The following is a 13481-nucleotide window of genomic DNA, read 5'->3' on the forward strand; positions in this document are numbered from 1 at the left end:
CAACGGCCGCCGACGGGTTCCTCAGAAGCCCTCGGGGTGGGCGATCAGCCAGTCCTTCGCGGCCCTCAGCAGCTCCGGATCGGCGGCGGGGGCCTCCTCGGGGTGGCGTTCGGCCCACTTCACGACGTACGGGCACAGGGGGGCGACGACGACACCCTCGCGGGCCGCGATGCCGTACAGCTCCCGGGCCAGCGAGCCCGCGACGCCCTGCCCCTCGTACGCCGGCTCGACGATCGTGTGGACCGGGACCAGCGCGCTCTGCGGGGATTCGAGGGCGAAGTACTGGATGTGACCGGCCAGTTCGTCACCGGCGAAGGCTTCCAGCCGGCCGGCCGCCCGGTCGTCGCGGATCTGTACGTCGCTCATGCCACTCCTCGCGTGCGGATCGGGGACGCCGAGCGGGTCGCCCGAGGCCTCAGACGGAGACGGCCTGCGGGCTGCGCCGCTGGTCCGAACCCGGCACCGGCTCAGAGGCGTCCGAACCCAGCGCCACGATCCGGTTGTCCTGGTCCACGTGCACGACCCTGGGCTCCAGGGCGCGGGCCTCGGCGTCGGAGACCTGAGCGTAACTGATGATGATCACCAGATCCCCGGGATGCACGAGATGGGCCGCGGCCCCGTTGATGCCGACCACCCCGGACCCCCGCTCGCCCTCGATGACGTACGTCTCGAGCCGGGCGCCGTTGGTGATGTCGACGATGTGCACGAGCTCACCCGGCAGGAGGTCGGCGGCGTCGAGCAGGTCGGCGTCGATGGTCACGGAACCGACGTAGTGCAGGTCGGCCTGGGTGACCGTGGCACGGTGGATCTTGGACTTGAACATGGTGCGCAGCATGTTGGACTCCTGAAAGACGGCTCCCTGCCTGTTTTGTGCAGGTCAAGGGCGGTCTTTACTGTACACCGGCACGCGTTGGACTCGAAGATTGTGAGGAACGTCGCTTCACTCTGGCGAGAAGGCTTCCTGCCTGCGGCTCTTTGCGAACCAGGCTGCTGCGACGCCGTCGCCAAGCACCTTTTCAGACAACCGTCTCGGAATGTGCAAGGACTGATGCTGATCAGATACTGACTCAGCTGACGCTATATCAGGCACACGAGGAGCCCAGGGCGAGTCGCTTCACGCGAGCACCTATGGCAAATAGCGGTGTAACTCGCGCCTGGATGGCTTGACGTGAGCTGTCCAGGCTTCGGTGCAGGGACGGCGCGGCGGAGGCGGAGATGAAGGTGCCGAAGCTTCCGGCGAGCCAAGCGGAGCGCGAGGACTGTCGGCGAAGGGACCGGTGACTCCCGCACGAGCCCCGGTGCCGGCTTCCCACGTCACGAGCGTCAGCCCACGGCCGGGGTGGCACGCCTTGGTGAGGCGTGCCACCCCGGCCCTCAAAAGCCCGAGGTCAGTTGTAGACGTTGAATTCTGCGACTGACCACCAGCTACGCGCCACGTTGCCGGTATTGACGATTTTGATGTAGCGAGCTGTCTGCGTGGGGAAGGAGATCAGGTGGACTCGTTGGCCGTCCGCTACGGACGTGACCTTGGTCCAGTCGGTTCCATCCGTGGATACGTATACGTCTGCGCTTCGCGCATAGTCGCTGACACTGCCGCCGACATCCAGCACGATCTTGTCGAAGGTCTGTGTCTGCCCCATGTCCACTTGGATCCAGAGGCCGTCGTACTGCCCTGCTCCGGAGCTGTAGCGAGTGTCGGAACTACCGTCGAGCATGTTTCCGGGCGCATCCCACTGGCTTGCGTCCGAAGCCTTTGCGGTCCAGCCCGTCCGCGGCAGCGCAGGACCAAGATCTATGACGTCGAACGTTGATCCACCTGCCTCTGCTCCGCTGGCCCCCTTCACGGAAACCGTGACCTTCCCCGCTGGAAGCCCCTTCGGAACGTAGGCGCTGATGCTCGTGTCCGACCAGGTGTCTATTTCGGCATAGCTCGATCCGAAATACACCGTACCCAGCCCCTGTGCATCACCGAAACCAGAACCGCGGATCGTGAACTTGGAGCGCGGCATGCCTTGGCCCGGCTTCAGATCACTGAAGGTCGGCGCGGGGAAGCTCGACAGCTTCTTGGTGGTGAACATCGCCGAGGTGCCGCTTGGCAGCGTATACGTGTACGAGCCGTCGGTGGATATCTTGAAACTCCTGCTGTCGGCAGTCCCGTTGAATACGACGGTGACCCGCGACCCTTCCTTGCTGGTCCAGGTCTTCAGCTGGAGGCCGTTCGATACCGCTGCAGGAGCTGTGATCGAGCCGGTTCCACGCGCAGACCCGTACACCTCGATGTCGCCGATGGCCCACCAGAAACCGGATGCCGCGGTACTGACGACGCGAATGTACCGTGCCGTTCGGGTCGGCAACGTGACGGCTATCTTGCCGATGCCCCCGCTGCCGCTCGCAATCGCGCTGCCCCAATCGACTCCGTCGTTCGAAACGTATATCTGGTACCTGGTGACGTAGTCGAACGAATTGTTCACGCCGGTGTCGATGACGATTTTATTGAAGCTCGTGGGGTTCCCCAGGTCGATCTGGAACCAGTCGCCGCTCGTCGGCCCGTGCCCGAGACTCCACCTGGTGTCGATGTCGCCGTCGATCGCGTTCGCGGCCACCCCCCAGTCCGGCTGCGCGGAAGCCGTGGCGGTCCACTTGCCACGGCTCAGCGCCCTTCCTGTCGTCTGGACGGAAGCCCCGATCGGAAGGGAGTACGTGACCAGCTTGTTTCCGGTACGGATGGCGTTCTGGTAGGGCAGCAGTGCCGGATCGTACGTGACGGTGACCGGGCCGGATGCCGACGTGAACGTGAAGTCGTGTGTCGGGTCCGAGACCTTGGTCGCTGCGGGGGTGCGGCCGCTCTGCGCAGGTCCGGAGTACGTGAAGGTGACGGCGTCGCCGGCGTTCAGGGTGTAGTCGAACGAGTGTGTCCCGTCCGCGACGCTGAAGGTTTTCGCGGCGCTGCCCGAGTTGTGGGCGATCAGGACCTTCGATCCGTCCGGGTTCTGGAACGCGACGTTCTCTATGCTTCCTTCGCCGAAGGTGTTCGAGTAGATCCGGCGTGCTCCGGGCTTGACGAACCTGCTGGCGTGAGCGAGGGCGTGGTAGTCCACGTTGTAGGTCACCCGTCCGTCGGCCGGGTCGATCGTGAGCAGGCCCCGAAGCATGGGTATGCCGGCCGTGTCGCTGTTGAGCGGGCCCCGATCGGGGTCGAGTGCGATGTTCCACAGCATCACCCCGTTTGCCCAGTTGCGCGTTCCGTTGATGATCCACGTTCCCAGTGCTTCGCTGAACGCCGTCTGGTTGCTGTCCTGCCAAACGCCTCCGGTGGCTTCTGTGATGAAGGTTTCCTTGCTCGGGTAGTCGTTGTGGACCACTGTCTGGTAGTTCGGGTTGCCGCTGTAGATGTGCCATCCGGTTCCCGCGGTGTACTTGGAGGCTGCGGGGTCGCTGAAGATCGTCTCCGGATACGAGGGCACGTCCCAGTTGTGGTCCCAAGCCAGGATCTTCGTGGAGATTCCGCCTGCTTCGAACGCCTTGCCGATCTCCTGGATCAACTCGGCTTCCTGGTACGCGGACAGGAACATTCCGGGCCAGGTGGGGGTACCCATGGGTTCGTTCTGCGGGGAAATGTAGGAGATGGGCACGCCGGCTTCGCCGTAGGCCTGCACGAACTTGACGAAGTAGGTGGCGAGCGCGGAGACGTACTCGCTCTTGAGGGTGCCTCCGATCATGGAGTCGGAGGTCTTCATCCAGCCCGGTGGGCTCCACGGGTTGGCCATGATCTTGATGGACGGGTTGAGTGAGAGGGCCTGCCGCAAGGCCGGAATGATGTAGGGCACGTCATGCTGGACGGAGAAGTTGGACAGCGTGGGGTCCGTTTGTCCTGCGGGCATGTCGTTGTAGGAGTAGTTCCCGGACGCGTTGAAATCCGTGGCGCCCATCGGAGAGCGGAGCAGGCTGAGGCCGATTCCCTTCGAGGGATCGAACAGCTTCTTCATCAGCTTGGTCCGCTCGGCGGTGGACAGCTTGTCGATGAGCCAGGCGGAGGAGTCGGTCATGGCCGCGCCGAAGCCTTGGACCTTCTGGTACTTGACGCTGTCGTCGATCTTGATCGTCAGCGGGTTGGCCGTTCTCTTCGCCTTGAACAGCACATCGTCCTGGCCGGCGACCCACTTGTCGGCCGATACGTCCGTCAGCCACACACGGACGGAATTGTCACGTGAGGCTTGCTTCAACTGCGGGGCGGCGATGGCGTTCCCGGAAGCCTGGGTCCAGGCGGCGGCGACACCGACGGCGGTGGCCAGGAACTGGCGTCGTCCGAGACCGTATGACCTCATGGAAGATCCTCCTTCGGACCTGCTTGTTCAGTACTGGGGAGAAGGGGTGGGACACATTGCCGAGGTGGGGGATCGACCGGTTGGAGTCGGTTCTACGGCGACATCTGCGCCGGCTCTGGGGTGCCGGTGCTCGGCTCCTTGATCACGAGCGGGTGCATCTCCCAGGCGTCGACGGCAAAGCCGAGGCGCGTGCCCGGGGCGGTGCGGGCCTGAAGTCGCCACGGGCTCCGCCCTGTGGGGTAGAAGCGCAGGGTGAGGACCTGGCCGGTGGTGATCAGGAAGATTTCGGCGATGGAGTGGTCGACGACGACGCGCAGGTCGACGGGCCGGTCTGGCGGGCAGGGCATCCGGTGGGAACCACCGCGGGCCCGGCTGTCCAGTGAGGCGTGGTCACGGTCGACGACGAGGTCGCCCGCGTCCACGTCGAGACGGATGTCGAGGTACTCGGAGCCGTCCGGGCTGGTGAGCAGCCGCAGGCCGGCGTTTCCGGTCGGCTCCAGACGGGCCGTCAGGTCGAAGGCGCGGCCCACGGTGCCGAGGTCCACCGGCTGCGAGCCGTGCGTCGCGCCTGTGGCGGTGATGGTGTGTCGGCCGCGCAGGGCGAGCAGTTCGGTGGCGGGCCGCTGGCGCAGTGTGCCGTCGTCGTGGACGTGGATCTCGCGGGGCAGGGTGAGGACGCCGGCCCATCCGTCCGCGACGGCCCAGGCTTCGTCGCGGGCTTCCCACGACCAGCCCCACAGCAGCCACCGGTCGCCCGGTGCCCGCAGCAGGGCGGGGGCGTAGCAGTCGGGGCCGTGGTCGACGGGCACCGCTGAGCCCGCCTTGAAGTGACCGTCATGCTCTTCGCCGATCAGGGCCGCGACGCTCTGCGGACCGGTGGGTTCGGTCCAGGTGCTGAAGAGGAGGGCGCCGCGTCCGTCGGCTGCCGGGAGGTATTGCGGGCATTCCCAGCCCTCCCCGGTGAGCAGGTCGGTGCCACCGACGGGCTCCGGATGGCGGGTGGCGAAGGGCCCCCGGTAGGCCCAGTTCTCCAGGTCGGGCGAGTCGTAGAGGAGGGCGGCGGCGCGGCCGTCCGTGAGGGCGGCGCCGACCAGCATCCGCCAGCCTTCGCCGTCCTGCCAGACGTACGGGTCGCGGTACATGGTGCAGCCCTCGGGCAGCCCGGGGATGACCAGTTCACCACTCGGGCTGAACGTCCGGCCGCTGTCTCGGGAGACGGCGCGGGTGACCGGCTGGTGCTGGAACGAGCGGTCCTCGCGGTGCGCGGAGTAGAAGGCGACCAGCCGTTCGCCGTCGGAGATGGCGTTGCCGGAGAAGCAGCCGTCGGCGTCCAGGCCACCGGGGGTCGGGGACAGGGCGATCGGCAGCGGCTCCCAGGTCAGCAGGTCGGGGCTGCGGAAGTGGCCCCAGTGCATGGTGGCGTGGGTCGCTCCGTGCGGGTTGTACTGGTAGCACACGTGGTAGTGGCCGTCGTGGAAGACCAGCCCGTTGGGGTCGTTGATCCAGTTGCGGGGCGGGCGCAGGTGCGCGACGGGGAAGTGCGGGTCGCGGGGTGGGGTGGACACACGCGTGCCTTTCGGTATGACAGGGGACCGCCCCGCCGGCCCTCTGGTTGGCGGGGCGGCGGGCCGACGGGGCGGTGGTCTTCAAGCCTGTGTGCGGCCTTCAGATCCGGATGCGGAATTCCGCGCTCAGCTGCTGCTCGCGTCGTGAGCTGGGGCCGACGCGGAGTGCGAACTCGCCTGGTTCGACCACGCGGCGGTTGTCCGCGGTGACGAGTGAGCACTGGGAGGCGGGGATGCTGATGCGGACGTCCAGGCTTTCGCCGGGAGGTATCTCGACCTGGGTGAAACCCTTCAGCTCCTGCTCGGCCCAGGTGACGCTGGTGGTCAGGTCGCTGACGTACGCCTGGACCGTTTCCACGGCCCTGCGGCTGCCGCTGTTGGTGAGCCGCACCGTGGCGTCGACGGTGTCGTCGGCGGAGACCTCCGGGTCGTGCACGACCAGGTCGGAGTAGGTGACCGTGGTGTAGGTGAGGCCCTCGCCGAACGCGAACAGGGGGTCCTGTGTGAGATCCGCGTAGCGGCTCCCGTGCTGGCCTCGCACCTGGTTGTAGAAGGCCGGTTGCTGTCCGACGTGCCGTGCGAAGGAGACCGGGAGCCGGCCGCTGGGTTCGGTGAGTCCGAGAAGCAGTTCGGCGACGGCGCGGCCACCGCGCATGCCCGGGTTGAACGCCTCGATGAGGGCTGCCGCGTTCAGTGCCGACTCCGGGAGGGTGCTCGGCTTGGACTGGGCCAGTACGACGATCATCGGTGTGCCGGTGGCGGCGACCGCGTCCAGCAGCGCGATCTGGCCTCCCTGGAGGTCGAGCGTCGCCGTGGAGCGCACCTCGCCGGTGAGGGCGATGGTGTCCCCCACGACCACGACGGCGTAGTCGGCGGCCTCCGCGGCGGCGGTGGCCTCCCGTAGCTGTGCCTGGTCGACCGGGGCGGGGGTGAAAACGGATGGCTGCGGTTGGCCGTCGGGCCCGAGGGACCACTCGGAGTTGGAGGCGGGGCTTTCGATGTCGGCTCCGCGGGCGTACGTGATGGTCCAGTCGGCAGGTGCGACGGCGCGCAGGCCGTCGAGCACCGTCTCCACCGACTCGCGTGGATGTCCGTCGGGCATCCACGGGACCTGGCCGGTGGCGCCCGCCCAGTCGCCGAGCATGGCTTGCGGGCTGTCGGCGTTGGGGCCGATGACCGCGATCGTCCGCTGCGTGCCTCGGCTCGCGGCGCGGCCGATTCCGTCCGAGGTCAGCCCGCCTTCGAGGGGCAGGACCCCGTCGTTGCGCAGCAACACCAGGGCGCGACGGGCCGTCTCCAGGTTGAGGTCGGCGTGTGCACGGCAGCCGATCACCTGCGCCTGCCGCTCGGGGTCGGGGGCACGGGGGTCCTCGAAAAGTCCGAGCTCGAACTTCAGCCGCAGAACCCGCCGCACCGCGTCATCGATCTGCTTCTCTTCGATCAGGCCGCGGGCGACCGCCTCCTGGGCGCCCTCGAAGAACTGCGGCGTGGCCATGATGAGGTCGTTCCCGGAGTCGACGGCGACCGCCGCCGCCTCGGCGTAGTCGGCGCAGGTCCGCTGGTCGTAGACCATCCGGCCGACGTTGTCCCAGTCGGTCACCAGCGTCCCGGTGAAGCCCCACTCGCCCTTGAGCACGTCGTTGATCAGCCACTGATGCGCCGTGATGGGCACCCCGTCGATGGACTGGTAGCCGAGCATGAAGCCGCGGCAGCCGGCCCGTACCGCCTGCTCGAAGGGGGGCAGGAACCACGAGCGCAGCTTGCGGGGGCTGAGATCGGCTTCGCTGGCGTCGCGCCCGCCCAGGGTTTCGGAGTAGCCCGCGAAGTGCTTGGCGTACGCCAGCACGGCGGTCGGGTCGCTGAGGCCGTCGCCCTGGTAGCCGCGCACCATCGCCGCCCCGAGTTCACCGATCAGGAACGGGTCCTCGCCGAACGTCTCGTTGATCCGGCCCCAGCGCAGGTCGCGGGTGATGCACAGCACCGGGGAGAACGTCCCGTGGATTCCGGTCGCCGCGATCTCGGTCGCGGCCGCTCGGGCGACTCGGTGGAGCAGGGAGGCGTCCCAGGTGCAGGCCATGGCCAGCTGGGTCGGGAAGATGGTCGCCCCCGGCCAGAACGAGTGGCCGTGGATGCCGTCGTCGGCTGTCAGCAGCGGAATGCCGAGCCGTGTCCGCCGGGCCAGTTCCATGGCCTGCGGCATGAGGTCGGGAGACACATGCAGCACTGCCCCGGCCAGCTTGGCCGACACGATGTCCGCCAGGTCCCCGTGTTGTGCGTCGAGCATCAGCAGCTGCCCGACCTTCTCCGGCAGGGTCATCCGGGACAGCAAGTCGTCGGTTCTCGCTTCCACGGACGCTTCCGGATCCAGGTACGCGGCAGAGTGGACCGGCTGTCCCACGGTGTTCTCCAAGAGATGAGTCGTCACAGATCAGAGAGTTGATTGGCGACGGTGAGTGCTTCGTCGCGCGAACCTTGCCGCCGCGCGGCGGGGCTCGCGTGCCGTCCGTCCGCCGCTCCGGGCGGGACCGGTACGGCATGGGACGGCGGGGCGGGAATCGGGGTGTCACTTCAGGCCGGTGGTGGCGATGCCGGCCACGAACTGGCGCTGGAAGAGGAGGAAGACGATCATCACCGGCAGCAGGACGACCATGGCGCCGGCGAGCAGGATGCCGAAGCGGGTGAAGGACTGTCCGCTGCTGGCCAGGGCGAGGCCGACGGGGAGGGTGTACTGGCTCTCGTTCTGGGCCACGACCAGGGGCCACAGGAAGTTGTTCCAGGAGCCGAGGAAGGTGATGATCCCGAGGGTGGCGAGGGCGGGCTTGGTCAGCGGAAGGATGATCTTCGCGAAGATGGCCAGCTCGCGGCAGCCGTCGACGCGGGCGGCGTCGATCAGTTCGTCGGGCAGGGTGGAGATGAACTGCCGCATCAGGAACACCCCGAAGGGCGTGGCCAGGAACGGCAGGATCAGCCCGAGCAGGGAGCCGGTCAGCTGCATGTTGGCCACCAGCACGTACAGCGGTACGAAGGTGACCAGGCCGGGGATCATGAGCGTCCCCATGACCAGCAGGAAGACGGCGCGCTGTCCTCGGAACTCCAGCTTGGCCAGGGCGTATCCGAGCATCGAGCAGAAGATCAGGTTGCCCGCGGTCACGGCGAGGGCCACGATCACGGAGTTGGCGAACATGCTCGTGAAGTCGAGCGTGCTGAACAGCTCGCCGTAGTTGGCGGTCGTGGGCGCCGTGGGTATCAGGACGGGCGGGACCCTGCGGATGTCGGCCTCGGGCTTGAACGACCCGGACAGCATCCACAGAAACGGCGCGATCATCAGCAGCAGGGCGCCGGCGAGCGGTAGGTACAGCCAGGGCTGGCCCCAGTTCTGGCGAATGCGGCGCCGCCTCAGGGCGCGGTTCGTGCCCGGTTGTGGCGTTCGGAGAGTGGAGAGGGTGCTCATGAGGCATCAGTCCTTGTCTCGCAGCACGCGGAACTGCAGCACGGTCAGCGCGACGATGAGGACGAAGATGACGTAGCCGGCGGCCGACGCCATCTCGTAGTTGCCGTTGCCGAACTGTTTGTAGGCGTACAACGTCGCCGACAGGGTGGAGTCCAGCGGTCCGCCGTCGGTCATCACGAACGGCTCGTCGAAGAACTGCAGATAGCCGATGCCGGTGGTCACGGCGGTCAGCAGCAGGGCCGGCCGCAGGAGCGGGAAGGTGACCCGCCAGAACCGCTGCCAGGGCCCGGCGCCGTCGAGTTCGGCCGCTTCCATCAGGGACTGGGGTACGGACTGCAGCCCCGCCAGCATGATGATCATGACCGTGCCGAGGTTGCGCCACACCGCCATCACGATCATGACGGGCAGGGCGAAGCGGGTGTCCGCCAGCCAGGCCGGACCGTCGATCCCGAACCAGCCCAGGACGAGGTTCGCCAGTCCCGCGCGAGGTTCCAGGAGCGTCTTCCACACCACGGCGACGGCCACGATGCTGGTGATCACCGGCAGGTAGAAGCCGACCCGGAAGACGGCCCGGAAGCGGCGGATGCCCCGGTCGAGGGCAACCGCCGCCGCGAGCCCGGCGGCCAGGGTCAGGGGCAGGGCCACCAGGACGAACACGGCCGTGTTGCGCAGGGCCGTGAAGAACTGCGGGTCCTCGAAGAGGCGTACGTAGTTGTCGAGGCCGACGAACGACACGTTCAGCGGTGTGCGCAGGTCCGCGCTCTTGGTGTCGGTCAGGCCCATCAGCAGCGACCACACCACCGGCAGCAGCATGAAGGCCAAGAACAGCGCGAGGAACGGGGCGGCGAGGGCCCAGGCGGCCCGGGCCTGCCTGCCGCGCGCCGCGCTCCGGAGCCCGGAGTGCCGGCGACCGGCACTCCGTTCCGACCCCGCGGTGCCCTGCTCGTGGGTGCCGCCCCGCTCGGGGAGCGTTTTCGTGGACATGGATGTCATCCGTCCGTGCGAGGGTTGTCCGTACGAGGGATACTCACGCGGCGGCGCTCAGCGACCGGTGCCGATGCTGGTGGCCTTGGACTGCAGCGTCTTCTGCACCTCGGCGACGGTGGCCTTGCCGAGGGTCAGCTTCTCCAGTTCGGAGTCGATGGTGTCGGCGATCTGCTGCCAGGTCGTGATGGCGGGCGGCGCCTTGCTGACCTCGAGCTGCTCGGCGAACGCCTTCAGGTTCTCGTCCTCGGTCAGCTTCCCCTCCGTCCACGCCTGGGGCGAAGGCGGCAGGCTGCCGGTGGACTTGGAATAGGCCGCGAGGTTGGCGGGCTCGGTCAGGAACTGGGCGAACTTCCATGCCGCGTCGGGGTTCTTGGCCTCCTTGAACACCGCCAGGTCGCTGCCGCCCGCGAACCCGGCGGGCTGCTCGGTGTACGGCATCGGCATGGTCTTCCACTTGCCGTCCAGCTCCGGGGCGTCCTTGTGGAGGCTGCCGCCGGCCCACGCACCCTCCTGGTAGACGGCGATCAGCCCGTCCCGGAAACCCTGCACGTTGTCCGACCTGTCGGTCGGCGCCAGGCCCTGCTTGGGGACGCTCGCGTAGTCCTCCAGCGCCTTGGCGACCTCGGGCGAGTCGAAGGTGAACTTCCCGGTCCTGGCGTCGTAGATGTCACCGCCCTGCTGCCAGACCATCGGCACCCAGAAAATCCAGGAGTTGAAGCCCATCACCAGCCCGCTGGCATGGCGCAGCTCGGGGTTCTCCTTGCCGGCGGTGGCCTGGATGGCCTTGAGGTCCTTCAGGTACCCGGCCCGGTCGCTAGCCAGCGCGCCCTTGATACCGGCCTTCTTGGTGATGTCGGTCCGGTAGAAGACCGCTTGGGTGTCGGCGATGAACGGGACGCCGTAGGAGATGCCCTTGTACTTGGTGGTGTCCCACTGACCGGGGTAGAAGTCCGAGGACTTGATCGACGTCGGGGTGGCCTGGAAGCCGTTCAAGGCGGCCATCTCGGCCATCCAGGTGCTGCCCACCATGGACATGTCCGGTGTGTTGCCGCCGGCTATCGCGGTGGTCAGCTTGTCGTGGGCGCCGTCCCACGGGACCGCGGTGATCTTGACGTCTGCGTCCGGGTTCTCCTGCTCGAACTTCTTGCCCAGCTCCTTCAGGTCTTCGTCGGGGTCGCCCATGGACCACATGACCACCGTCCCCTTGGCCTTGCCCGCGGCTATCTCGGCGGGTGCGTCCTTGCCGGGGCCGGAGTCCTCGCTCCGGCCGCAGCCGGTGGCCACGAGGGCTGCCGTGACGGTGACGCACAGGGTCTGGACGGTTCTGACAGCGTGACGGGTGGTGATACGCATGATGCGGCTCCTTGCCGTTGTGCGAGACAGGCGCGGGGGGCGGCGAAGAATGAGAAGGGGCGGGCGCCCGGATGGGCCGGCCCACGAGTGGGCAGCGTCTGTGGTGACAGCGGCGGCGGTTCCTCGCGGGTCGCGGTGGGAGCGTCCGACGCGGAGTGGGTAGCGGCCGGGCGGGATGTGCCAGGCGCCCCTTCGGTGTCCCGGATCGGGAAACGCGCGGGCGGAAGGTGCAGGTGGGCGGTGCCGCGTGAACGCAGGCGCAGCCGCCCTGAGTTGTGAGGAAGGCGAGGCCCGAAGAGGTTCGCCGATGTTTCAAGGAGACGGGGGGCGGTGCGTCACCGGCAACGCACCGCCCGGCCGCCGGGGCGCCGTCATTCGCTCATCGCGATGACGTCGCGTCAGTTCGAGCTCGGCTCTAACGTCGAGCCACGGATCACGAGGCTGGTGGGAACGATGCGCGAGGGAGCGGCCTCCGGCGATCTGCGCACGTGGTCGAGCAGCAGACGAGCCGCCGCCTCACCCATTTCCCGCATCGGCTGGCGGATGGTGGTCAACGCCGGATAGGTGTACGACGCCACCTCGACGTCGTCGAACCCCACCACGGCGACATCCCGCGGAATCTTGAGGCCGGCCTCGTGCAGGGCCGCGATCACGCCGGCTGCCAACGGGTCGTTGTGACCGAAGACCGCGTCGAACTCCACGCCGTCCGCGAGAGCTTGCGCCACCGCGCTCCGGCCGTCGTCGAACAGGAAGTCGCCGCAGATGATTCTGCGCGGGTCGAGTTCGATCCCGGCCTGCGCATACGCGTCGACGAAGCCGCCCAGCCGTTCCTGCGTGCACCCGTACTCATCAGGACCGGTCACCACCAGAGGGCGACGGCGACCGAGGTCCAGCAGGTGACGCGCCGCCTGCTCACCGCCCTCCCGGTTGGTGGTGGCCACGTAGGGGAATCCCGGCCGCTGGAAGCGGTCGTCGATCAGCACCACCGGCAGTCCGGCCTCGTGCAGTTCTGTGATGGATCCCAGGGCCCCCTCGGGCTCTATCACCAGCAGCCCGTCGAACGACTTGGCAGCGACCTGCAGGCCCAGCCTGCGCAGTGACTCCTCACCGCGGTTCCAGGTCAGGATCCGCAGCCCGAAGCCCTCGGCCTCCAGCGTTTCGACGACCGCCTGCACTATGCCGGCCCAGGCCCAGGCCAGGTCAGGGACCAGCATGCCGATCATCTGTGTCGTACCGCGTGCGAGCCCCACTGCCCCGGCGCTCGGCACATAACCGAGTTCCGATATCGCCTTGCGGACCTTCAAGACGGTGTTCTCGTTGATCTCGCCCTTGCCGTTCAGCACCCGCGAGACCGTCGTCTTACTGACCCCGGCCCGCGTGGCCACGTCGGCGATAGTGACTCCCATGTCACCTCCCCTTCCTTCCTGCAGAGGCGGAAGACGTCCTCCCGCACCGAAGGGCCGATCGTACAGAGGCCTGTGGAACCGGTACCGGTATCGGTTCCGGAACCGGTTTCGGTAGCGGTTCCGGCAGTGAAGCACCGAAAGGCCCGATCGGTCAACAGGCCGGAAACAACTCGTTCACCGGCCCGTCTCAACGTCGACGATGAGGCCGAAGCTTGCCGGGCGGCCCCCGCCCCACCCCTCCGAACTGGGCGGTCACAGAACCCGAGACCGCCACTGCCAACGGGGCGGCGCGGTTCGCGACCACCGACGACAGCCGATGAACTGGCGGTCATGCTGGAGCGATCGGGCCCGGACCGTTGACGCGGAGGCCGGATTGGGCTTCATAATCGGGCAT

General features: G+C 67.7%; 9 protein-coding genes. All 9 read right to left on the reverse strand.

Annotated elements, in window-relative coordinates; translation table 11 throughout:
* Window positions 1-21: 21 nt before the first annotated feature.
* Window positions 22-366 carry a GNAT family N-acetyltransferase gene (locus K1J60_RS04210; protein ID WP_220644974.1) on the reverse strand — a complete coding sequence of 115 codons (345 nt, stop codon included), beginning with the start codon at window positions 364-366 and terminating at the stop codon, window positions 22-24.
* 49 nt (window positions 367-415) lie between these two features.
* Window positions 416-835 carry an aspartate 1-decarboxylase gene (gene panD / locus K1J60_RS04215; RefSeq protein ID WP_033532407.1) on the reverse strand — a complete coding sequence of 140 codons (420 nt, stop codon included), beginning with the start codon at window positions 833-835 and terminating at the stop codon, window positions 416-418.
* 553 nt (window positions 836-1388) lie between these two features.
* Complete coding sequence (locus K1J60_RS04220) at window positions 1389-4325, reverse strand: discoidin domain-containing protein (RefSeq protein ID WP_220644975.1); 2937 nt, start codon at window positions 4323-4325, stop codon at window positions 1389-1391.
* A gap of 92 nt (window positions 4326-4417) precedes the next feature.
* Window positions 4418-5890 (reverse strand): glycoside hydrolase family 32 protein, encoded by a 1473-nt coding sequence (locus tag K1J60_RS04225; RefSeq protein WP_220644976.1) that lies wholly within the window; start codon window positions 5888-5890, stop codon window positions 4418-4420.
* 100 nt (window positions 5891-5990) lie between these two features.
* Complete coding sequence (locus K1J60_RS04230) at window positions 5991-8288, reverse strand: glycoside hydrolase family 3 N-terminal domain-containing protein (protein WP_220651263.1); 2298 nt, start codon at window positions 8286-8288, stop codon at window positions 5991-5993.
* A gap of 165 nt (window positions 8289-8453) precedes the next feature.
* Window positions 8454-9341, reverse strand: a complete 888-nt coding sequence (locus K1J60_RS04235; protein ID WP_220644977.1) for a carbohydrate ABC transporter permease — start codon at window positions 9339-9341, stop codon at window positions 8454-8456.
* A 6-nt stretch (window positions 9342-9347) separates the two neighbouring features.
* A complete protein-coding gene (locus tag K1J60_RS04240) occupies window positions 9348-10334 on the reverse strand; it encodes a carbohydrate ABC transporter permease (protein ID WP_220644978.1) in 987 nt (328 codons plus the stop codon).
* A 48-nt stretch (window positions 10335-10382) separates the two neighbouring features.
* Entirely contained in the window at window positions 10383-11681 is a 1299-nt protein-coding gene (locus K1J60_RS04245) for an extracellular solute-binding protein (protein WP_220644979.1), read from the reverse strand.
* Window positions 11682-12079: 398 nt separating this feature from the next.
* Window positions 12080-13087, reverse strand: coding sequence for a LacI family DNA-binding transcriptional regulator (locus K1J60_RS04250; RefSeq protein WP_220644980.1), 1008 nt, complete (start codon window positions 13085-13087; stop codon window positions 12080-12082).
* Window positions 13088-13481: the final 394 nt, after the last annotated feature.

The organism is Streptomyces akebiae, from assembly GCF_019599145.1.
Taxonomy (GTDB): Bacteria; Actinomycetota; Actinomycetes; order Streptomycetales; family Streptomycetaceae; genus Streptomyces; species Streptomyces akebiae.